Raw genomic sequence first — 22,033 nt, forward strand, 5'->3', positions numbered from 1 at the left:
CTGCACGCCGTCGCCGAAGCATCCCTAATTCGAATCAGTACGCGATCCTGTCGCCATCTTGCGGCGCGGCCTCATTAAGCCAACGCTTAATTTCTCCCTTCCTTACATGATTACGTCACTCCCCTTATGAACCTGACAGAACTCAAGCAAAAGCCGATTACCGATCTTTTGGAAATGGCCGAACAGATGGGCATCGAAAACATGGCCCGTTCGCGCAAACAGGACGTGATTTTCGCCCTGCTGAAAAAGCATGCGAAAAGCGGCGAAGAGATCTCGGGTGACGGCGTGCTGGAGATTCTCCAGGATGGTTTCGGTTTCCTGCGTTCGGCGGATGCCTCTTACCTGGCCGGCCCTGACGACATCTACGTTTCGCCCAGCCAGATCCGTCGCTTCAACCTGCGCACCGGCGACACCATCGTCGGCAAGATCCGTCCACCGAAGGAAGGCGAGCGTTACTTCGCCCTGCTGAAGGTCGATACCATCAACTTCGACCGTCCGGAAAACGCGAAGAACAAGATTCTCTTCGAAAACCTGACGCCGCTGTTCCCCAACAAGCGCCTGAAGATGGAAGCCGGCAACGGTTCCACCGAAGACCTCACCGGTCGTGTCATCGACCTGTGCGCCCCGATCGGCAAAGGCCAGCGCGGCCTGATCGTCGCCCCGCCGAAAGCGGGCAAGACCATCATGCTGCAGAACATCGCGGCCAACATCACCCGTAACAACCCCGAGTGCCACCTGATCGTCCTGCTGATCGACGAGCGCCCGGAAGAAGTGACCGAGATGCAGCGCACCGTGCGCGGCGAAGTGGTCGCCTCGACCTTCGACGAGCCGCCGACCCGCCACGTGCAGGTTGCCGAGATGGTCATCGAGAAGGCCAAGCGCCTGGTCGAGCACAAGAAGGACGTGGTCATCCTGCTCGACTCGATTACCCGTCTGGCCCGTGCCTACAACACCGTGATCCCGAGCTCCGGCAAGGTGCTGACCGGTGGTGTCGACGCCCACGCCCTGGAGAAGCCGAAGCGTTTCTTCGGTGCCGCGCGTAACATCGAGGAAGGCGGTTCGCTGACCATCATCGCCACCGCGCTGGTCGAGACCGGCTCGAAGATGGACGAAGTGATCTACGAAGAGTTCAAGGGTACCGGCAACATGGAGCTGCCGCTGGACCGTCGCATCGCCGAGAAGCGCGTGTTCCCGGCCATCAACATCAACAAGTCCGGTACTCGCCGCGAAGAGCTGCTGACCGCCGACGACGAACTGCAGCGCATGTGGATCCTGCGCAAGCTGCTGCACCCGATGGACGAGATCGCCGCCATCGAGTTCCTGGTCGACAAGCTCAAGCAGACCAAGACCAACGATGAGTTCTTCCTGTCGATGAAGCGCAAGTAAGCGTTTCAGACTGGAACCGAATGGGGCTGCTGCGCAGCCCATCGCGACACAAGGCCGCTCCTACAGGATTATCCATCCCCCTGTAGGAGCGGCCTTGTGTCGCGATGGGTCGCGAAGCGGCCCCTTTTCATTTTTGCCCCCAAACCAGGCGTGAACGGCGCTACACTCTGCACCCCCGACCGATACGCCCAACATGAGGCCCTTGCATGCAGTATCGCGATTTGCGCGACTTCATCCGTGGCCTGGAACAGCGCGGTGAACTCAAGCGCATCCAGGTTCCCATCTCCCCTGTCCTGGAAATGACCGAAGTCTGCGACCGCACCCTGCGCGCCAAGGGCCCGGCGTTGCTGTTCGAAAAGCCCACCGGCTTCGACATCCCGGTGCTGGGCAACCTGTTCGGCACCCCCGAGCGCGTGGCCATGGGCATGGGCGCCGAATCGACCGAGGAACTGCGCGAGATCGGCAAGCTGCTGGCGTTCCTCAAGGAGCCTGAGCCGCCGAAGGGCCTGAAGGACGCCTGGTCGAAACTGCCGATCTTCAAGAAGGTCGTGTCCATGGCGCCGAAGGTGGTCAAGGACGCGGTGTGCCAGGAAATCGTGGTCGAAGGCGACGACGTCGACCTGGGCCAGTTGCCGATCCAGCACTGTTGGCCGGGCGACGTGGCGCCGCTGATCACCTGGGGCCTGACCGTGACTCGCGGGCCGAACAAGGACCGCCAGAACCTGGGTATCTACCGCCAGCAGGTGATCGGCCGCAACAAGGTGATCATGCGCTGGCTGAGCCATCGCGGTGGGGCGCTGGACTACCGCGAATGGTGTGAAAAGCACCCAGGCCAGCCATTCCCCGTGGCCGTTGCCCTCGGTGCGGACCCCGCGACCATTCTCGGCGCGGTTACGCCGGTTCCAGACACCTTGTCCGAATACGCTTTCGCCGGTCTGTTGCGCGGCAACCGTACCGAACTGGTCAAATGCCGTGGCAACGACCTGCAGGTGCCGGCTACCGCCGAGATCATCCTCGAAGGCGTGATCCACCCCGGCGAGATGGCCCCGGAAGGCCCTTACGGCGACCACACGGGTTACTACAACGAGGTGGACAGCTTCCCGGTATTCACCGTCGAGCGCATCACCCACCGGCAGAAACCGATCTACCACAGCACCTACACCGGTCGACCACCGGATGAACCCGCGATCCTCGGCGTGGCGCTGAACGAAGTGTTCGTGCCGATCCTGCAGAAGCAGTTCCCCGAGATCACCGACTTCTACCTGCCGCCCGAGGGCTGCTCGTACCGCATGGCGGTGGTGACCATGAAGAAGCAGTACCCAGGCCACGCCAAGCGCGTCATGCTGGGTGTGTGGTCGTTCCTGCGACAGTTCATGTACACCAAGTTCGTTATCGTTACCGACGACGACATCAACGCCCGTGACTGGAACGATGTGATCTGGGCCATCACCACGCGCATGGACCCCAAGCGTGATACGGTGATGATCGACAACACCCCGATCGACTACCTCGACTTCGCGTCGCCGGTGTCGGGCCTGGGGTCGAAGATGGGCCTGGACGCCACCCACAAGTGGCCAGGCGAGACTACACGCGAATGGGGCCGGGTCATCGTCAAGGACGAGGCCGTCACCCGCCGTATCGATGAGTTGTGGGACCAGTTGGGAATAGATTGATGCAGGTAACCTTGCAGCCTTCCGGGGCGGTACTGGCGGTCGAACCGGGTGAAAGGATTCTGGATGCGGCGCGGCGCCTGGGCTACGACTGCCCAAGCAGCTGCCGCAACGGCAACTGCCATGTGTGTGCCGCGCTGCTGGTGGAAGGCAGTGTTCGCCAGGAAGGCCAAGTCCGCGATCACGGTGAACTGTTCACCTGCATCGCCGAGCCGCTGGAGGACTGCGTGTTGCTGTGGGATGGTGTGCTGGCCCTGGGCGAGCTGCCGGTGCGCAAGCTGGCCTGTACCGTGAGCGAATGCGTCGAGGTCGGTGGCGACGTCTGGCGCGTGCGCCTGCGCGCGCCAGCCGGCAAGCCGCCGCGCTACCACGCGGGGCAGTACCTGATGATCGAGCGCGAGGGCATGGACAAGGCGGCCTTCTCCCTCGCCTCGGCGCCCCACGGTGGTCGTGACTTGGAGCTGCATGTGCTGGCCCGGGAAAGCAGCGCCGTGCAGCTGATCCAGCAGCTGCAGCGCAATGGCCTGGCGCGCATCGAGCTGCCATTCGGCGACGCTCACCTGGCGGAGCTGCCCGACGGCCCGCTGGTGCTGATCGCCGCTGGCACCGGCATGGGCCAGATGCACAGCTTGCTCGAACACTGCCGTGCGCAGGGCTTCAAGCATCCGGTGCACCTGTATTGGGGGGTGCGCCGGCCCGAGGATTTCTATGAGATCGAGCACTGGGACGAGTGGGAGCGCCTGCCCAACCTGTTCCTGCACAAGGTGGTCAGCGACCTCTGCGGCTGGGAAGGGCGCTGTGGCCTGTTGCACGAGGCGGTGTGCGAGGACATCAGCGACCTGAACCAGGTGCACGTCTACGCCAGCGGCTCGCCGAACATGGTCTATGCCACCCTTGATGCGTTGGTCGAGGCCGGCATGGATGCCCACCGCATGCGCGCCGATGTCTTTGCATACGCGCCGCGGGGTTAATAACCGAAGTTTTTCCTGTTGATTATATGGCGTGCATTGTTGCCGATAGGGTTAATAACTTTCGCTATACTCGAAACATTACTTCCCGTTCGGCGGAAGATTGCATGAAATTATCTGTTCGGGCTTGAGCCAGAAGTGCGTTCTCCCTTACGTTAGGCGCCAGGGCCTTCGCGGGTAACCCCGCTCCCACAGGCTCTGTGGGAGCGGGGTTACCCGCGAAAGCGACAGCCAAGCCTCTGCAGTAACAGCAGTGCAACGCGTAACTTCGTAGTCCACAGGACATATTGGCGGCAGCCCATGTCGACACTTGAAAGTTCATCCTGGCAAGTCTCCTATCCGCCGTCGCTCGACTTCGGTCAACAACTCACCCCCGAACAATTGCAGCGCTCGATGCGCGAGACCATGTCCCAGCACGAGGGTGGCCCGGTCTGGTTGTTCGCCTACGGCTCGCTGATCTGGCGCCCTGAATGCAGCTCGGTCGAACGCCAAAGGGCCCGGGTACATGGCTATCACCGTGGCCTGTACCTGTGGTCCCACGAACACCGCGGTACCCCGGAGTGCCCGGGGCTGGTATTCGGCCTGGACCGCGGTGGTTCCTGCAGTGGGTTCGCCTACCGCCTCGATGAAAGCAACCTGGACGACTCACTGATGGCCCTGTGGCAACGCGAGATGCCATACCCAGCCTACCGTCCGCACTGGCTGAGCTGTCGCCTGAGCGACGGCAGCAAGGTGCAGGCCTTGGGCTTCGTGTTGGAGCGGCACCTGCCGTGCTATGCCGGCAACCTGCCGGACACCTTGCTCAGCCAGATCCTCGCCAGCGCCAAAGGGCGCTACGGCACGACGCGCGAGTACGTGGAACAGACCCTCAATGCCCTGCGCAGCCACCAGATGCCGGATCGCAGCCTGGAGGCGCGCTTTCGGCGCTGCCACAACTTGCGCGAGGTGTGAACCTCGCGCAACCGGCTCACTCCTGGGCGGCGGCGGTGCCAAGGAACTTGCGCAGGAACTGGCGGGTGCGCTCTTCCCTCGGGTTGGCGAACAGCGCCTTGGCCTCGCCCTGTTCGACGATCACACCCTTGTCGAAGAAGATCACTCGGTTGGCCACGTCGCGGGCGAAGCTCATTTCGTGGGTGACGATGATCATCGTGCGCTTTTCCTCGGCCAGGCCGCGGATGGTCTCCAGCACTTCACCCACCAGTTCGGGGTCGAGCGCCGAAGTGGGCTCGTCGAACAGAATCACCTCAGGCTCCATGGCCAGGGCGCGGGCGATCGCCACCCGCTGCTGCTGGCCACCGGACAGGCGCCGTGGGTAGGCGTCTTCCTTGCCCGCCAGGCCGACCTTGGCCAGCAGGCGCTTGCCCAGCTCGATGGCCTTGTCCCGGGGCGTCTTCTTGACGATCACCGGCCCTTCGATGACGTTCTCCAGGGCGGTGCGATGGGGGAACAGGTTGAAATTCTGGAACACGAACCCGGCCTGCTGGCGCAAGCGGCGGATCGCACTCTGCTGACCGCCCAGGGGGCGGTTGGCGTCGATGCTGATGTCGCCGATCTGGATGCGCCCGGCGTCGGGCGTTTCCAGCAGGTTCAGGCAGCGCAGGAAGGTGGTCTTGCCCGAGCCGCTCGGGCCGATGATGGCCACCACTTCGCCGGGCTGCACGGTCAGGTCGATGCCGTTGAGCACGGTATGGCCCTTGAACCGTTTGGTCAGGCCTTCTACGACGATCATCTCAATGCTCCTGGTCGTGCTGGTTGACCCGCGCTTCCATGCGGTTCTGGAAGTGCGCGAGGATGCTGCAGAGGATCCAGTAGACCACCGCGACAGCCAGGTACATGGTGAAGACCTCGAAGGTCCGCGCGGTGATGAGCTGGGCCTGGCGGAACAGCTCGGGCACCTGGATGGTCGCCGCCAGGGCTGTGTCCTTGACCAGCGAGATGAAGCTGTTGCCCAGCGGCGGCAGCGCGGTGCGCAGCGCCTGTGGCAGGATCGCTCGGCGCATGGCCTGGGTACGGGTCATGCCGATGCTGGCCGCCGCTTCCCACTGGCCACGGTCGATCGACGAGATCGCCGCCCGGAGGATTTCGCAGATGTACGCCGCCATGTTCAGCGACAGGCCGATCAGCGACGCCGGGATCGGATCGAGCTCGATGCCGATCTGCGGCAGGCCGAAATAGATCACGAACAGCTGCACCAGCAGCGGCGTGCCGCGGAAGAACGACACGTAGATGCGGGCGATCCAGTCCAGCGGCAGGATCTTCGACAGGCGCATCAGCGCCAGGGCGAAGCCCAGCACCAGGCCGAAGAACATGCCGCCGACGCTGAGCAGCACGGTATAACCCGCGCCCTTTAGCAGGAAGGGCGCGGAATCGACAACGAGTTGCAGGCTTTCAGCGATCATTTGGTGACATCGGCACCGAAGTATTTCTCGGACAGCTTGGCCAGCGTGCCATCGGCCTTGAGCTTGTCGATGGCCTTGTTCAGCGCGTCGAGCAGTTCAGGCTCGCCCTTGCGCAGGGCCACGCCCGATTCCAGCTTGGAGAATTTCTCGCCGGCCAGCGCGGTCGGCTTCTTGTCCTTGGCGGTTTTCTGCACGTACTCGAGCGCGGCCAAGCGGTCGATCAGGATGGCGTCGATACGGCCGTTGCGCAGGTCGGCGAACTTGGTCGGGTCGTCTTCGTAGGTGCGGACATCGGCTGTCGGCACGTCCTGTTTCACCCATTGCTCGTAGTTGGTGCCCAGGCCGACGCCGACCTTCTTGCCACCGAGGTCGGCGGCAGTCTTGATGTTCTTCTCGTTGTCGCTGCCCTTGAGCACCAGGGCCTGGATGCCGGAAACGGTATAGGGCTCGGAGAAGTCATACTTCTTCTTGCGCTCGTCGGAGATGGTCACCTGGTTGATCACCACGTCCAGGCGCTTGGACTCCAGGGCGGCGAGGATACCGTCCCACTTGGTCGGCTGGACCTTGGCCTTGACCCCCAGCTCCTTGGCCAGCAACTCCGACAGCTCGACCTCGAAGCCGGTCAGCTTGCCGTTCTCGTCCTGGAAGCTGAATGGCGGGTAGGTGCCTTCCAGGCCGACGTTGATCACGCCCTTCTCCTGGATGGTTTTCAGCTGCTCGCCGGCGAAGGCCTGGCCGAGCAGGCCGGCACCGAGCAGGAGCGCCAGGCTGGCGTTGATAAGGGGTTTGGCGAATTTGGTCATGGCATGCCCCGCGCTTGTTGTGGAAGTAGTGAGGTGGCGACTATAGAGGTGGGCTTTATAGGTCGGGAAATAATAAAAAATCAGGTTGTTATTCCTGTTTTTCATTTTTCATGGGCTTATGCCCGACTTAGCTCAGGATGGAATAAAGCGTTGTTTTTTCCAAGAGGCAGATTTGACGTATCGTGGCTTACACCCTCCCTGTAGGAGCGGCCTTGTGTCGCGAAAGGGGCGCGCAGCGGCCCCGGCGATAGATGCTTCTGCGCGAAGATCCCAGGGCCGCTGCGCGGCCCTTTCGCGACACAAGGCCGCTCCTACAGGGAACGTGTACATATCGAGAAAGCCGCCTGGCAGGAGAAACACCGTGAGCGAACAACCATCAACCGGGCACTGGCAACTGCAGGGCATCGTCAGCGGCCTGCGCAGCGCCCGTGAACAATGGCGCAGCAGCAATGGCCGCAGCAGCGGCGAGCAGGGTGGGCGCGAGCTGCCGTCGCGCGAGGCGCTGCGGCAGATTCTCGAGCAGCTGTGCGGCGCGCTGTTCCCCATGCGCCTGGGCCCGGTGGACCTGCGTGAAGAGAGCGAAGACTTCTATGTCGGCCACACCCTCGACGCCGCGCTCACCGCGCTGCTGGCCCAGGCCCGCCTGGAGCTGCGCTACGCGGCGCGCCACGGCAAGACCGAGGTCAGCGACGTCGATGGCCACGCCCTGCGCCTGATCCAGGACTTCGCCGCGGCCCTGCCGGCCCTGCGCGTGCTGCTGGACACCGACGTGCTCGCCGCCTACCACGGCGACCCGGCGGCGCGCAGCGTCGACGAGGTGCTGCTGTGCTACCCCGGCATCCTGGCGATCATCCACCACCGCCTGGCCCATCATCTGTACCGGGCCGGCCTGCCGCTGCTGGCGCGTATCAGTTCGGAGCTGGCGCACTCGGCCACCGGCATCGACATCCACCCCGGCGCGCAGATCGGCCCGAGCTTCTTCATCGACCATGGCACCGGCGTGGTGATCGGCGAGACAGCGATCATCGGCGAGCGGGTACGCATCTACCAGGCTGTGACGCTGGGCGCCAAGCGCTTCCCCAGCGACGAGTCGGGCACCCTGCACAAGGGCCTGGCACGCCATCCGATCGTCGAGGACGACGTGGTGATCTATGCCGGTGCGACCATCCTGGGGCGGATCACCATCGGCAAGGGTTCGACCATCGGCGGCAACGTGTGGCTGACTCGCAGCGTGCCGGCGGACAGCAACATTACCCAGGCCAACCTGCAACTGGATTGCCAGGACAAGAGCTGAGCTCTGCCCCGGCTTTTTTCGCGGGTAAACCCGCTCCCACAGGATCGCGCTGAACTGACTGACAGCGCGATCCTGTGGGAGCGGGTTTACCCGCGAAGGGGCCGCCGCCGATGCCCCGCCCAGCGGCATCGGGTCGCATTGAAAGCCGATCCATGTTTAACTTGAACGCTTGTTCAACGAAAAACGCTGGTCCATTGCCGGTGTTCAAAAGGAGGAATCGCCTTTGCTGAACCCGTTCAATCCGAACCTCACGTCCTTCGACGAGGTGCCCGTTCGATGAGTGCACCGACCCCCGACCTTGCCAATGGCAAGATCCGCATGAACCCCCCCGTGTTCTACTTCGCGGCAAGTTTCATCCTCCTTTTCGGCCTGGTGGTCATCGCCTTCCCACAAGCGGCGGGTGAATGGTTGCTGGCGGCGCAGAACTGGGCGGCCAACACGGTCGGCTGGTACTACATGCTGGCCATGACCCTGTACCTGGTCTTCGTGGTGGTCACCGCCTTGTCCGGCTACGGCAAGATCAAGCTCGGTGCCGACCACGACGAACCCGAGTTCAGCTACCTGTCCTGGGCCGGCATGCTGTTCGCCGCCGGCATCAGCATCACCCTGTTCTTCTTCTGCGTCTCCGAGCCGCTGACCCACATGCTCCAGCCGCCGCAAGGCGAGGCGGGCACGGCCGAGGCCGGACGCCAGGCGATGCAGGTCCTGTTCCTGCACTGGGGCCTGCACGGCTGGGGCGTGTTCGCCTTCGTCGGCATGGCGCTGGCCTACTTCGCCTACCGTCACAACCTGCCGCTGGCGCTGCGTTCGGCGCTGTACCCACTGATCGGCAAGCGCATCAACGGTCCGATCGGCTACGCGGTGGATGGCTTCGGCATCATCGCCACGGTGTTCGGCCTGGGTGCCGACATGGGCTTCGGTGTGCTGCACCTGAACGCCGGCCTGGACTACCTGTTCGGCATCAGCCACAGCCAGTGGGTGCAGGTGATCCTCATCACCCTGATGATGGGCGCGGCGGTGGCCGTGGCTGTCGCCGGGGTGGAGAAGGGCGTGCGGGTGATGAGCGACATCAACCTGTTCCTGGCCTGCGCATTGCTGCTGTTCGTGCTGTTCGCCGGCCCTACCCAGCATCTGTTCAACACCTTGATCCAGAACCTTGGCGATTACCTCGGCGCCTTGCCGCGCAAGAGCTTCGATGTCTACGCCTACGGCGAGAACCGCGACTGGCTGGGTGGCTGGACGGTGTTCTACTGGGCCTGGTGGATTGCCTGGGCGCCGTTCGTGGGGCTGTTCATCGCCCGCATCTCCCGGGGCCGGACCATTCGCGAGTTCGTCTTCGGCGTGCTGCTGATCCCGCTGGGCTTCACCCTGGCGTGGATGTCGATCTTCGGCAACAGCGCGCTGGACCAGGTGCTCAATCACGGCATGACCGCCCTCGGCCAGTCGGCCATCGACGACCCGTCGATGAGCCTGTACTTGCTGCTGGAAACCTACCCGTGGAGCAAGACGGTGATCGCCGTGACGGTGTTCATCAGCTTCGTGTTCTTCGTCACCTCGGCCGACTCCGGCACCGTGGTGCTGTCGACGCTGTCGGCCAAGGGCGGCGGCGCCGACGAGGACGGCCCGAACTGGCTGCGCATCTTCTGGGGCGCGATGACCGCGCTGGTCACCATCGGCCTGCTGTTCGCCGGCAGCATCGACTCGCTGAAATCGGCGGTGGTGCTGACCTCGCTGCCGTTCTCGCTGATCCTGCTGTGCATGATGTGGGGGCTGCACAAGGCCTTCTACCTGGAAAGCCAGCGGCAGATCGCGCAGATGCACTCGCTGGCGCCGTTCGCGCAGACTCGGCGCGGTCGTGGCGGCTGGCGTCAGCGCCTGAGCCAGGCGGTGCATTTCCCGTCACGGGACGAGGTGTATCGCTTCATGGACGACGTGGTGCGTCCGGCGATCGCCGAGGTGCGCGAGGTGTTCGAGCAGAAAGGCCTGGTGCTGATCACCCAGGACGACCCGAGCCACGACAACGTCAGCCTGAAGATCGGCCATGGCGAGGAGCAGCCGTTCATCTACCAGGTGCAGATGCGTGGCTACTTCACGCCGTCGTTCGCGCTGGGTGGGCTGGGGACGCAAGAGTTGAAGAACCGCCGTTACTACCGGGCCGAGGTGCACTTGAGCGAAGGCAGCCAGAACTATGATCTGGTGGGCTACAGCAAGGAACAGATCATCAACGACATCCTCGACCAGTACGAGCGGCACATGCAGTACCTGCATCTGGTCAGGTAGACCTGTTCCGGCCTGTTCGCGGGTAAACCCGCTCCCACAAGGACTGCGCAGACCCTGTGGGAGCGGGTTTACCCGCGAATGCGATGGCGCTGGCAAAGCCCATCTTTCAGAACGGCGCATCCCCCAGAATGGTCGCCCGATGCATCACCCGCCGGTTCGGCCGGTAGTCATCCACCGCGAAATGCTGGGTCACGCGGTTGTCCCAGAACGCCACGTCATTTTCCTGCCAACGCCAGCGAATGCTGAACTCCGGCCGCGTCGCATGGGCGAACAGCAGCTTGAGCAGCGCTTCGCTTTCCTGCTCGTTCAGCTCGTTGATCCGCGTGGTGAAACCTTCATTGACGAACAGCGCCTTGCGCCCGCTGACCGGGTGGGTGCGCACCACCGGGTGCGACAGCGGTGGGTTGTTGCGCCGGGTCGCTTCCCAGCGCGCCAGGTCGTCGGCGGTGGTGCCGAAGCGCTCCAGCGGGAACGACTTGGTGAAATCGTGGGTGGCGGTCAGGCCATCGAGCATTTCGCGCAGCGGCGCCGACAGCGCCTCGAACGCGGCGATGCCGCTGGCCCACAGGGTGTCGCCACCAAAGGCCGGCAGCTGCTTGGCACTGAGCACCGCGCCCAGCGCCGGGGTGGGCAGGAAGGTCACGTCGGTGTGCCAGACGGCGTTGTCGCGCACATCGGTGACCGCGGTGTCGAGGATCAGCACCTGCGGGGTTTCCGGCACGTTGGGGTAGATCGGGTGGATATGCAGGTCGCCGAAGCGGGCGGCGAAGCGGGCCTGCTGCTCGGGGGTGATCGGCTGGTCGCGGAAGAACAGCACCTGGTGCTGGAGCAGCGCCTGCTCGATGGCGTCACGCTGTTCGAGGGTGATGTCGCGGCTGATGTCCACGCCGCTGATCTGCGCGCCCAATGCCGGGCTCAAGGGGGTAACGGTCAGGCTCATGTCGGTCTCGCTTGAGTGTTCGTGTGCCAAAGGGGCGAAAATCGCGTGGGCTTCTTCGCGGGTAAACCCGCTCCCACAGGGAAATGCGGTGACCATCGTGGGAGCGGGTTTACCCGCGAAGAGGTCTGATATCAGTGGCTCTGGCCATGCCAGGGCACCAGCTTGCGCTGCAGGGCGCGCAGGCCCATTTCCAGGGCGAAGGCGATCACGGCGATCAGCAGGATCCCCAGCACCACCACGTCGGTGACCAGAAACTGCGCCGCCGACTGCACCATGAAACCCAGGCCGCTGGTGGCGGCGATCAGCTCGGCGGCGACCAGGGTCGACCAGCCCACGCCAAGGCCGATGCGAATGCCGGTGAGGATGTCCGGCAAGGCACTGGGCAGGATCACGTGGCGGATCAGCTGGGCCTTGGTCGCCCCCAGCGACTGCGCGGCGCGCAGCTTGGCCGGGTCCACGGTGCGCACGCCGGTGGCGGTGGCGATGGCGATCGGGGCGAAGATCGCCAGGTAGATCAGCAGGACCTTCGACAGTTCGCCGATGCCGCACCAGATGACGATCAGCGGCAGGTAGGCCAGTGGCGGAATCGGTCGGTAGAACTCGATCAACGGGTCGAGGATGCCACGGGCCACACGGTTGTAGCCGATGGCCAGGCCGACCGGGATGGCGGTCAGGGTCGCCGCCACCAGCGCCACGCCGATGCGGCTCAGGCTCGCGCCCAGGTGCTGCCACAGGCTGGCGTCCATGTAGCCTTGGGTGAGCAGCGTCCAGCCCTTGGCCAGGATATCGGCGGGCGAGGGCAGGAACAGCGGCTCGATCCAGCCGGCGGCGGTCACCAGCCACCAGGCCAGCAGCAGGGTGGCCAGGGTGAGGGCGCTGATCCAGCGGGTCGGCAAGGGCTTGCGGGTTTTCACGACCGGAGGCGTGCGTGGTGCCTGCTTGGTGGCGGCCGGCAATTCGATGCTGCTCATGCGCACTCCTGACGTTGCGAGAACACCCGCGCCAGCACGTGCTCGCGGGTATCGATGAAGCGCGGATCCGACTTGATCGCCCGGGCCGATTCGCCAGCGGCGTAGCGCTGGCCGAAGTCCAGGTGCAGGCGCTCGACCACGCGCCCGGGATTGGGCGCCAGGAGCACCAGCTCGCTGGCGAGGAAAACGGCTTCCTCGATGTCATGGGTGATCAGGAACACCGGCTTGGCGGTGCGCTGCCAGACCTGCAGCAGCAGCTCCTGCATCTGTTCGCGGGTAAAGGCATCGAGGGCGCCGAACGGCTCGTCCATCAACAGCACCCGTGGGTCGGCGGCCAGCGCCCGGGCCAGGCCCACGCGCTGCTTCTGCCCGCCGGACAATTGCCAGATGCGCCGGTCGCCGAAGCCGGCCAGATCGACCAGCGCCAGCATCTCGCGGGCCTTGGCTTCACGCTGGGCACGGGGCACGCCGGCCAGCTCGAGGCCGAAGGCGACGTTGCCGAGCACGTCCTGCCAGGGCAGCAGGGCATCGTCCTGGAACACCACGCCGCGCTCGGCGCCAGGGCCTTGCACCGGCACGCCATCGAGGCTGATGCGCCCGCCACTGGGGGCGACGAAGCCGGCGATCAGGTTGAGCAGCGAGGTCTTGCCGCTGCCGGACGGCCCAAGGGCCACCAGCAGCTGGCGCGGGCCCAGGCTCAGGTTGATGTCGTCCAGCACCGGGGTGGTGGCGCCGGGGTACTGTGCGCTGATGCGCTCCAGTTCGAGCAAGGCCATGACAGGCTCCGGATCAGTTGGGCAGGTATTGGGCGCTGACGTACGGCGAGTAGTCCGGCAGCACGGCGTCGACCTTGCCTTGCTGCTTGAGGAAGGTGGCGGTGTCGGTCAGCGCCTGGGTGGTCGGCGCGCCCAGCGCGCTGGCCTGGTCGGAGGCCAGCGGGTAGACGTTGCCCTGCAGCAGCACCGGGATATCGGCAGGCTTGGCGCCGGACAGCTTGACCAGCTTGGCGACGTTGTCCTTGTCGGCCAGCCAGGCTTGAGGGTCCTTGCGGTAGTCGGCGTAGGCGTCGAGGGTCACCTTGGCGAACGACTTGACGATTTCCGGGTGCTTGGCGGCGAAGTCCTTGCGCACGATCCAGGCGTCGAAGGTCGGTGCGCCTTTTTCGGCCAGCTCGCCCGAGGTGATCAGCACCTTGCCGTTCTCCTTGGCCACGCCCAGTGCCGGGTCCCAGACATAGGTGGCGTCGATGTCGCCACGCTTCCAGGCGGCGATGATGGCCGGGGGCGCAAGGTTGAGAATCTGTACCTTCGACGGGTCGATGTTCCAGCTTTTCAGCGCGGCGAGCAGGCTGTAGTGGCCGGTGGAGACGAACGGCACGGCGACTTTCTTGCCGATCAGGTCTTGTGGGGTCTTGATGCCGTCACGGGCGACCAGGGCTTCGCCGGCGCCGATCTGGGTGGCGATCAGGAAGGTCTCGACCGGCAGCTTGCGGGTCGCGGCGGCGGCCAGTGGGCTGGAGCCGAGGTAGCCAATCTGCACGTCGCCCGAGGCGACGGCGGTGATCACGTCGGCGCCGTTGTCGAACTTGCGCCAGTCGATGCTGGCCTTGCTGTCCTTTTCATAGGCGCCATCGACCTGGGCCACCTTGGCCGGATCGACGGTGGTCTGGTAGGCCACCGTCAGGTCGGCGGCCTGGGCCAGCCAGCTGGCACTGGCGAGGGTCAGGGCGGCGAACAGGCGCAGCGGAGCGTGCGGGATCATGGTTGAACCTCTCGTCAGGCATTCGGGGGTGGATGGCGAGAAGACTAGATGATCTAAGAAATCTAAAGTAAATAACTTTTTAGCATTAGCTTAAAAGCCAAATGCTCTGAAGGCCTGCCGGCTCTCAGGGAACCCGTCGTACTTCATTGATTCAGCTTGCCCCTGTGGGAGCGGTTACCTGGGCGATCCCCAACGGACTGGCGCAATGCGGATCTCCTGCTAGCCTTTTTCGGCTGCGCTTGGCGGGGATCGGCCCGCTCTACGGCAAACGTTTGCAAATAACCTAAAGGTATGATTGACGTCGTCGATACAACTAATGGCAGTAAAGGTTCCAAAGTTATTCCGTAAAAATCTTACAGATTCATAAAACGGTCATTTTGGATTTATAGGATTGTCATTATCCTGTAGCGCAGGTCGGCGGGTTAGACCAAAGTCGCAGATCGATCGTTAGCGATTGACTTGGCGGTCACGCTTTGGTGCTAAATCGCCAATCCGGGCGAGTGGGGCAGTAGATCCCGCCGCTTGAGACGCACAAAAATTAGAACGTAGAGGAGCAAAACATGTACAAGTCCAGCCTGGCTCTGGCCGTGGCAATGGGGGTTCTCGCCCAACAAGCAGGCGCTGCAGGTTTCATCGAGGACAGCAAGCTGTCCCTGAGCTCGCGCACCATGTACTTCAACGACGACAACCGTGAAGTCAACCTGCCGGACAGCGCACGCGGTCGCGGTGGTGACAACCGCGAAGTCGGCCAAGGCTTCAAGCTGGACTACCTGTCCGGCTTCACCGAAGGCACCGTAGGCTTTGGTGTCGATGTTCAGGCGCTGTGGGGCATTCACCTGGATGGCGGCCGTGGTCGTCACCCGAACAGCAGCACCTTCTTCCCGAGCGATACCGACGGTTCCTCGTCAAGCCAGTGGGCACGCATCGGCGGTAACGCCAAGGCGCGGTTCTCCAAGACCGAAGCTCACTTTGGTAGCGCGCTCGCGCCTAACCTGCCGATCCTGGTAGCCAACGATGGTCGTCTGCTGCCGCAGACCTTCGAAGGTGGCACCATCACCTCGAAAGAAATCGACAACCTGACCATCAACGCCGGTCAGCTGACCCATGCCATGGGGCGTGCTTCGAGCAACCGCACCGGCCTGTCGGTCAACGGCGCTACCGCCGACAGCAACAAGTTCCGTTACGGCGGCCTGGACTGGAAGGTCACCCCGGACCTGACCCTGCAGTACTACTACTCGAACCTGGAAGACTTCTACAAGCAGCACTTCCTGGGTGCCACTCACGTCTTCAAGATCGCTGACGACCAATCGTTCAAGACCGACCTGCGCTACTTCGACAGCAGCAGCGACGGCAAGAACGGTGGCCCTGGCGCGTACAACTTCAACAACAACGGTGGCTACGAGAAGAACGACGGCAAGGTCGACAACAAGACCTGGTCCGCGATGTTCACCTACACCCTGGGTGGTCATGCGTTGATGCTGGGCCACCAGCAAGTCAGCGATGACGGTGGTTTCGTCTGGTTGAACCAAGGTTCGGTCACCGATGGCAACGGTCGTCCGGAAGGCGCTGGCGGTGCCAGCTTCTACCTGTTCACCGACAGCATGATCAACCAGTTCGCCCGCGCCGGTACCAATACCACCTTCGGTCAGTACAGCTACGACTTCGCACGCGTTGGCGTACCGGGCCTGAAGGCGGCCATCTCCTATCTGCGTGGCGATGACATCCGTAACGTGTCGGGCAACGGTACCTACCACGAGTGGGAGCGTGACGCCCGTGTCGACTACGTCATTCAGGAAGGTACTCTCAAAGGCCTGGGCGCCAGCCTGCGTCACGGTATCTACCGCGGCGAGGGTGAAGCCCCGGTCGACAAGGATCAGACCCGTCTGATCTTCAACTACACTTACAACTTCATGTAAGTCGTCGTTGCACAGAAGAAGCCTCGCCTAGTGCGAGGCTTTTTTGTGCCTGCAGTTTCGTATGCAAAATAGTTATAAATAAATCGATATTTATTCTTTTTGTTTTTTATCCAGTGCAGGCACATTGAACCCACAAGGCCAGACACAGCACAGGAGCCGCTTCCATGAGCCTCAAACTCGGCGACATCGCCCCCGATTTCGAACAGGATTCCAGCGCCGGCAAGATCCGCTTCCACGAATGGCTGGGCAACAGCTGGGGCGTGCTGTTCTCCCACCCGGCCGACTTCACCCCGGTGTGCACCACCGAGCTGGGCCTGACCGCCAAGCTCAAGGAAGACTTCGCCAAGCGTGGCGTAAAGGCCATCGCCCTGTCGGTCGATCCGGTCGACTCGCACCACAAGTGGATCGATGACATCAACGAGACCCAGAACACCGTGGTCAACTTCCCGATCATCGCCGACGCCGACCGCAAGGTCTCCGACCTGTACGACCTGATCCACCCCAATGCCAGCGACACCTTGACCGTGCGCTCGCTGTTCGTCATCGATCCGAACAAGAAGGTGCGTCTGACCATTACCTATCCGGCCAGTACCGGGCGCAACTTCAACGAGATCCTGCGGGTGATCGACTCGCTGCAGCTGACCGACAACTACAAGGTCGCCACGCCAGGCAACTGGCAGGACGGCGACGAAGTGGTGATCGTGCCGTCGCTCAAGGACGAGGACGAAATCAAGCAGCGCTTCCCGAAAGGGTATCGGGCCGTGAAACCCTATCTGCGTCTGACCCCGCAACCTAACCGCTGAGGAATTCTTCGTTGCATTGCTCTTAGCCAAGCAGGGATCTTCGGGCCGTTTCGACGGCCCTTTTTTATGTCTGTCAGAAAGCTACGCATATCCCCCTGTAGGAGCGGCCTTGTGTCGCGAAAGGGCCGCAATAGCGGCCCCGGCATTTTCTGCACCTCTGCTGAGATTCTGGGGCCGCTGCGCAGCCCTTTCGCGACACAAGGCCGCTCCTACAGAGGTATGCCTCAATATCTCCAAGTGGAATAAATAAATACGAAAATATGATTTATAGATATATGTGACGAGCTGTTAATGTCACTTCCATCCAGCGGGGCCAACCCCTCGCGGCCCTGCAATCGAATCGAAGGAAGCGCTTTCAATGCTGGTTGTTTCTGTCGGTGGTAGCCCCAGTCTTCGTTCACGCTCCGGTGTGCTGCTAGAACGCTCGCGCGACTGGCTGCAGGAGCGTGGCGTCGAGGTGGTGACCTTCCAGGTGCGGGAGTTCCCCGCCGAGGACCTGCTCCACGCGCGCTTCGACAGCCCGCAGGTGCGCCACTTCAACGAACTGGTGGCCCAGGCTGACGGCCTGGTGGTCGCCACCCCGGTGTACAAGGCATCGTTCGCCGGCGCGCTGAAGACCCTGCTCGACCTGCTGCCCGAGCGCGCCCTGGAGCACAAGATCGTACTGCCGATCGCTACTGGCGGCAGCATCGCCCACATGCTGGCGGTGGACTACGCGCTCAAGCCGGTGCTGTCTGCTCTCAAGGCGCAGGAGACCCTGCAAGGGATCTTCGCCGACGACGGCCAGATCGCTTACGGCGAAGGCGGCAAGCCCGCGCAACTGGCACCGGCGCTGGAGCAGCGTCTGCAAGATTCGCTGGAAACGTTCCACGGCGCCCTGGCGCGCCGGCCTCGGCCAGTCGCGCCGGGGCTGCTCAACGAACGCCTGCTCAGTGCCCGCTGGAGCATCTGAACCAGGCCTGACCGTTTCATCGCTGTTCCCACCTTACTCGCCCGCCAACGAGGCAAGCAGGTGCTACCCGAACCCAACTCGCACAGGAGAGCGCCATGCGCACCATCTTCTTGCGTCGTGGTCTGGTCGCCCTGTTCGCGGCGGCTGTGTCCTTCGGCGCCATCAGCCAGGCCCAGGCCGAAAGCCTGCGCATCGGTTACCAGAAATACGGCACCCTGGTGCTGCTCAAGGCCAAGGGCACGCTGGAGAAACGCCTGGCCGAGCAGGGCATCCAGGTGCAATGGACCGAATTCCCCGGCGGCCCGCAGCTGCTCGAAGGGCTCAATGTCGGCTCGATCGACTTTGGCGTGACCGGTGAAACGCCACCGGTGTTCGCCCAGGCCGCGGGCGCCGATCTGCTCTACGTCGCCTACGAGCCGCCCGCGCCGCACAGCGAGGCGATCCTCGTGCCGAAGGGCTCGCCGATCCAGTCGGTGAAGGAGCTCAAGGGCAAGAAAGTCGCCTTCAACAAAGGCTCCAACGTGCATTACCTGCTGGTCCGCGCCCTCGAGGACGCCGGCCTCACCTATGCCGACATCAAGCCGGTCTACCTGCCCCCCGCCGATGCCCGCGCCGCTTTCGAGCGTGGCAGTGTCGATGCCTGGGTGATCTGGGACCCGTACCAGGCCGCTGCCGAACAACAACTGCAGGCCCGCACCCTGCGTGACGGCAAGGACCTGGTCGACAACCACCAGTTCTACCTGGCCACTCGCGGCTACGCGACCCAGCACCCGGCCGTGATCAACACCCTGGTCGAGGAAGTGCGTGCCGTGGGCGAGTGGTCCCAGGCCAACCCGCAGCAGGTCACGGACCAGGTGGCGCCGCTGCTTGGCCTGCCCGCCGACATCACCCTGACCTCGGTCAAGCGCCAGGGCTACGGCGCCGCGCCGCTCACGCCCGAGGTGATTGCCGCGCAGCAGAAGATCGCCGACACCTTCCAGGCCCTGAAGCTGATTCCCAAGCCCTTGAGCATCAAGGACGTGATCTGGACACCCCCGGCCAAGGTCGCCAGCGCGCCTTGAACGATTCGCCCGTGCCGGGGCGCCGCCCCGGTTTGAGCCACCCTTGAGGAGACAACTCCAATGAGCTTGAACATCTTCTGGTTCCTCCCCACCCATGGTGACGGCAAGTACCTGGGTACCAGCGAAGGCGCCCGCGCCGTCGACCATGGCTACCTGGCGCAGATCGCCCAGGCTGCCGATCGCCTGGGCTTCGGCGGTGTGCTGATCCCCACCGGTCGCTCCTGCGAGGACTCCTGGCTGGTGGCCGCGTCGCTGATCCCGGTGACCGAACGCCTGAAATTCTTGGTGGCCCTGCGCCCGGGGATCATCTCGCCGACCGTGGCCGCGCGCCAGGCCGCCACCCTGGATCGCCTGTCCAATGGCCGGGCGCTGTTCAACCTGGTCACTGGCGGTGACCCGGACGAACTGGCCGGCGACGGCCTGCACCTGAACCACCAGGAGCGCTATGAAGCGTCGGTGGAGTTCACCCGCATCTGGCGCAAGGTGCTCGAAGGCGAAACAGTCGACTACGACGGCAAGCACATCCAGGTGAAGGGCGCCAAGCTGCTCTACCCGCCGATCCAGCAGCCACGCCCGCCGCTGTACTTCGGCGGCTCGTCGGACGCCGCCCAGGACCTGGCCGCCGAGCAGGTCGAGCTGTACCTGACCTGGGGCGAGCCACCGGCCGCGGTGGCCGAGAAGATCGCCCAGGTGCGCGAGAAAGCTGCCGCCCAGGGGCGCGAAGTGCGCTTCGGCATCCGCCTGCACGTGATCGTGCGGGAAACCAATGAAGAAGCCTGGGCCGCCGCCGACAGGCTGATCTCGCACCTGGACGACGACACCATCGCCCGCGCCCAGGCTTCCCTGGCGCGCTTCGACTCGGTCGGCCAGCAGCGCATGGCCGCCTTGCACGGCGGCAAGCGCGACAAGCTGGAGGTCGCCCCCAACCTGTGGGCCGGTGTCGGCCTGGTGCGCGGCGGTGCCGGCACGGCGCTGGTGGGTGATGGCCCGACCGTCGCGGCACGGGTCAAGGAATATGCGGACCTGGGCATCGATACCTTCATCTTCTCCGGCTATCCACACCTGGAAGAGTCGTATCGAGTCGCCGAGCTGCTGTTCCCGCACCTGGACGTGCAGCGCCCCGAGCAGCCCAAGAGCGGCGGCTACGTGAGCCCGTTCGGCGAAATGGTCGCCAACGACATCCTGCCCAAGTCCGTGTCGCAGAGCTGAGGGGCGGAACATGAGTCGTGCATCCTCGACCACCTGGCCGCAACGCCTGGCGCCCTGGGCCCTGCCGTTGCTGCTGCTGGCCGTCTGGCAGCTGGCGGTCAGCGCCGGCTGGCTGTCGACTCGCATCCTGCCGGCGCCGAGCGCAGTGTTGAGCGCCGGCGTCGAGCTGGTGCGCAGCGGCGAGATCTGGACCCACCTGGCCATCAGTGGCTGGCGCGCCGGCCTGGGCTTTTTGATCGGTGGTAGCCTCGGCCTGTTGCTCGGCTTCATCACCGGCCTGTCGCGCTGGGGCGAGCGCCTGCTCGACAGCTCGGTGCAGATGATCCGCAACGTGCCGCACCTGGCACTGATCCCGCTGGTGATCCTGTGGTTCGGCATCGACGAGTCGGCGAAGATCTTCCTGGTGGCGCTGGGCACGCTGTTCCCGATCTACCTCAACACCTATCACGGCATTCGCAACGTCGATCCGGCGCTGGTGGAAATGGCGCGCAGCTATGGTCTGTCGGGCTTCGCCCTGTTCCGCCAGGTGATCCTGCCGGGGGCGCTGCCGTCGATCCTGGTCGGCGTGCGCTTCGCCCTGGGCTTCATGTGGCTGACGCTGATCGTCGCCGAGACTATCTCGGCCAATTCCGGCATCGGCTACCTGGCGATGAATGCCCGCGAGTTCCTGCAGACCGACGTGGTGGTGCTGGCCATCGTGCTGTACGCGGTGCTCGGCAAGCTCGCCGACCTCGCCGCCCGAGGCCTGGAACGGGTGTGGCTGCGCTGGCACCCGGCGTACCAGGTGGCGAAGAAGGAGGGCGCATGATGACCGTGCTCAAGGAACAGCCGCCGCGCCTGCTGCGTGGCATCCCACTCGCCGCCAACGACCTGCGCCGGACCTTCGGCCAGCGCGAAGTGCTGCGCGGTATCGATTTGCACATCCCGGCCGGCCAGTTCGTCGCCATCGTCGGTCGCAGCGGCTGCGGCAAGAGCACCTTGCTGCGCCTGCTGGCGGGCCTCGACCAGCCCAGCGCCGGTGAGCTGCTGGCTGGGGCGGCGCCGCTGGCCGAGGCCCGCGAGGATACCCGGCTGATGTTCCAGGACGCGCGCCTGCTGCCCTGGAAGAAGGTGATCGACAACGTTGGCCTGGGCTTGTCCGGCGACTGGCGCCCCCGCGCCTTGCAAGCCCTGGAGGCGGTCGGCCTGGCCGAGCGCGCCAACGAGTGGCCGGCGGCCTTGTCCGGCGGCCAGAAGCAGCGGGTAGCCCTGGCCCGGGCCTTGATTCACCAGCCGCGCCTGTTGCTGCTGGACGAACCGCTCGGCGCGCTGGATGCCCTGACCCGCATCGAGATGCAGCAACTGATCGAGCGCCTGTGGCGCCAGCATGGTTTCACCGTGCTGCTGGTCACCCACGATGTCAGCGAAGCCGTTGCCGTGGCCGACCGGGTGATCCTGATCGAAGACGGCGCCGTCGGCCTCGACCTGGTGGTCGACCTGCCCAGGCCCAGGGTGCGTGGTTCGCACCGCCTGGCGGCGCTGGAAAGCGAAGTGCTCCACCGTGTCCTGTCCGTCCCGGGCACCCCGCCCGAGCCGGAACCTGTAGCCCCTTTGCCCACGCAGCTGCGTTGGGCTCACTGA

General features: G+C 64.2%; 20 protein-coding genes. 13 read left to right on the plus strand and 7 right to left on the minus strand.

All coding sequences use genetic code 11. The features are described 5' to 3' along the window. Positions 1-126 precede the first annotated feature (126 nt). The 4 genes from rho to ACYUME_RS01425 all read left to right on the plus strand — a co-directional run bounded on the left by rho (position 127) and on the right by ACYUME_RS01425 (position 4,975). A complete protein-coding gene (gene rho / locus ACYUME_RS01410) occupies positions 127-1,386 on the plus strand; it encodes a transcription termination factor Rho (RefSeq protein WP_011536308.1) in 1,260 nt (419 codons plus the stop codon). Between the two features lie 206 nt (positions 1,387-1,592). Next, positions 1,593-3,059, plus strand: coding sequence for a 4-hydroxy-3-polyprenylbenzoate decarboxylase (ubiD, locus tag ACYUME_RS01415; RefSeq protein WP_186660587.1), 1,467 nt, complete (start codon positions 1,593-1,595; stop codon positions 3,057-3,059). After that, positions 3,059-4,027, plus strand: a complete 969-nt coding sequence (locus ACYUME_RS01420; protein WP_460417875.1) for a CDP-6-deoxy-delta-3,4-glucoseen reductase — start codon at positions 3,059-3,061, stop codon at positions 4,025-4,027. Before ubiD ends, ACYUME_RS01420 begins: the two co-directional genes overlap by 1 nt. A gap of 297 nt (positions 4,028-4,324) precedes the next feature. After that, positions 4,325-4,975, plus strand: coding sequence for a gamma-glutamylcyclotransferase (locus ACYUME_RS01425; RefSeq protein WP_279882782.1), 651 nt, complete (start codon positions 4,325-4,327; stop codon positions 4,973-4,975). 16 nt (positions 4,976-4,991) lie between these two features. Here the strand turns inward: ACYUME_RS01425 and tcyN are convergent, their stop codons facing one another. Genes tcyN through tcyJ form a run of 3 tightly spaced genes read right to left on the minus strand, consistent with a single transcriptional unit; the run spans position 4,992 to position 7,226 of the window. Next, entirely contained in the window at positions 4,992-5,753 is a 762-nt protein-coding gene (tcyN, locus tag ACYUME_RS01430) for an L-cystine ABC transporter ATP-binding protein TcyN (RefSeq protein ID WP_279882784.1), read from the minus strand. Between the two features lies 1 nt (position 5,754). Continuing rightward, positions 5,755-6,423: a cystine ABC transporter permease gene (gene tcyL, locus ACYUME_RS01435; protein WP_110735554.1), complete on the minus strand. Its 669-nt coding sequence runs from the start codon at positions 6,421-6,423 to the stop codon at positions 5,755-5,757. After that, positions 6,420-7,226, minus strand: coding sequence for a cystine ABC transporter substrate-binding protein (tcyJ, locus tag ACYUME_RS01440; protein ID WP_279882787.1), 807 nt, complete (start codon positions 7,224-7,226; stop codon positions 6,420-6,422). Before tcyJ ends, tcyL begins: the two co-directional genes overlap by 4 nt. 361 nt (positions 7,227-7,587) lie before the next feature. Here tcyJ and epsC point away from each other — a divergent pair, with 361 nt between their 5' ends. Together epsC and betT are read left to right on the plus strand one after the other, a co-directional pair. Further along, the gene (gene epsC, locus ACYUME_RS01445) at positions 7,588-8,520 is read left to right on the plus strand and encodes a serine O-acetyltransferase EpsC (RefSeq protein ID WP_279882789.1); all 933 of its coding nucleotides are present in this window, start codon (positions 7,588-7,590) and stop codon (positions 8,518-8,520) included. A 318-nt stretch (positions 8,521-8,838) separates the two neighbouring features. Further along, the gene (gene betT / locus ACYUME_RS01450; protein WP_460419261.1) at positions 8,839-10,800 is read left to right on the plus strand and encodes a choline transporter BetT; all 1,962 of its coding nucleotides are present in this window, start codon (positions 8,839-8,841) and stop codon (positions 10,798-10,800) included. Positions 10,801-10,906: 106 nt separating this feature from the next. Here betT and tauD read toward each other — a convergent pair whose 3' ends face one another. From tauD to tauA, 4 genes are all read right to left on the minus strand, one after another. Next, on the minus strand, positions 10,907-11,740 hold the full coding sequence (gene tauD, locus ACYUME_RS01455) for a taurine dioxygenase (RefSeq protein ID WP_460417879.1): 834 nt from the start codon (positions 11,738-11,740) through the stop codon (positions 10,907-10,909). 131 nt (positions 11,741-11,871) lie between these two features. Next, complete coding sequence (tauC, locus tag ACYUME_RS01460) at positions 11,872-12,711, minus strand: taurine ABC transporter permease TauC (protein WP_460417881.1); 840 nt, start codon at positions 12,709-12,711, stop codon at positions 11,872-11,874. Continuing rightward, entirely contained in the window at positions 12,708-13,487 is a 780-nt protein-coding gene (tauB, locus tag ACYUME_RS01465) for a taurine ABC transporter ATP-binding subunit (protein WP_460417883.1), read from the minus strand. The genes tauC and tauB overlap by 4 nt, the downstream gene beginning before the upstream one ends. Positions 13,488-13,500: 13 nt before the next feature. Continuing rightward, complete coding sequence (gene tauA / locus ACYUME_RS01470) at positions 13,501-14,472, minus strand: taurine ABC transporter substrate-binding protein (protein WP_460417885.1); 972 nt, start codon at positions 14,470-14,472, stop codon at positions 13,501-13,503. A gap of 560 nt (positions 14,473-15,032) precedes the next feature. Between tauA and ACYUME_RS01475 the strand changes: the two genes are divergently transcribed. The 7 genes from ACYUME_RS01475 to ssuB all read left to right on the plus strand — a co-directional run bounded on the left by ACYUME_RS01475 (position 15,033) and on the right by ssuB (position 22,033). Continuing rightward, a complete protein-coding gene (locus ACYUME_RS01475; protein WP_279882799.1) occupies positions 15,033-16,388 on the plus strand; it encodes an OprD family outer membrane porin in 1,356 nt (451 codons plus the stop codon). Between the two features lie 164 nt (positions 16,389-16,552). Further along, positions 16,553-17,191, plus strand: a complete 639-nt coding sequence (locus ACYUME_RS01480; protein ID WP_213659137.1) for a peroxiredoxin — start codon at positions 16,553-16,555, stop codon at positions 17,189-17,191. Between the two features lie 358 nt (positions 17,192-17,549). Continuing rightward, positions 17,550-18,143 carry an NADPH-dependent FMN reductase gene (ssuE, locus tag ACYUME_RS01485; protein ID WP_279882802.1) on the plus strand — a complete coding sequence of 198 codons (594 nt, stop codon included), beginning with the start codon at positions 17,550-17,552 and terminating at the stop codon, positions 18,141-18,143. Positions 18,144-18,238: 95 nt separating this feature from the next. Beyond that, positions 18,239-19,204 (plus strand): sulfonate ABC transporter substrate-binding protein, encoded by a 966-nt coding sequence (locus tag ACYUME_RS01490; protein ID WP_279882803.1) that lies wholly within the window; start codon positions 18,239-18,241, stop codon positions 19,202-19,204. 60 nt (positions 19,205-19,264) lie between these two features. After that, positions 19,265-20,413, plus strand: a complete 1,149-nt coding sequence (gene ssuD, locus ACYUME_RS01495; protein WP_460417886.1) for an FMNH2-dependent alkanesulfonate monooxygenase — start codon at positions 19,265-19,267, stop codon at positions 20,411-20,413. Between the two features lie 10 nt (positions 20,414-20,423). Further along, positions 20,424-21,221, plus strand: coding sequence for an aliphatic sulfonate ABC transporter permease SsuC (ssuC, locus tag ACYUME_RS01500; RefSeq protein WP_460417887.1), 798 nt, complete (start codon positions 20,424-20,426; stop codon positions 21,219-21,221). Then, the gene (gene ssuB / locus ACYUME_RS01505) at positions 21,221-22,033 is read left to right on the plus strand and encodes an aliphatic sulfonates ABC transporter ATP-binding protein (protein ID WP_279882827.1); all 813 of its coding nucleotides are present in this window, start codon (positions 21,221-21,223) and stop codon (positions 22,031-22,033) included. The genes ssuC and ssuB overlap by 1 nt, the downstream gene beginning before the upstream one ends.

Source organism: Pseudomonas sp. microsymbiont 2, assembly GCF_054788395.1.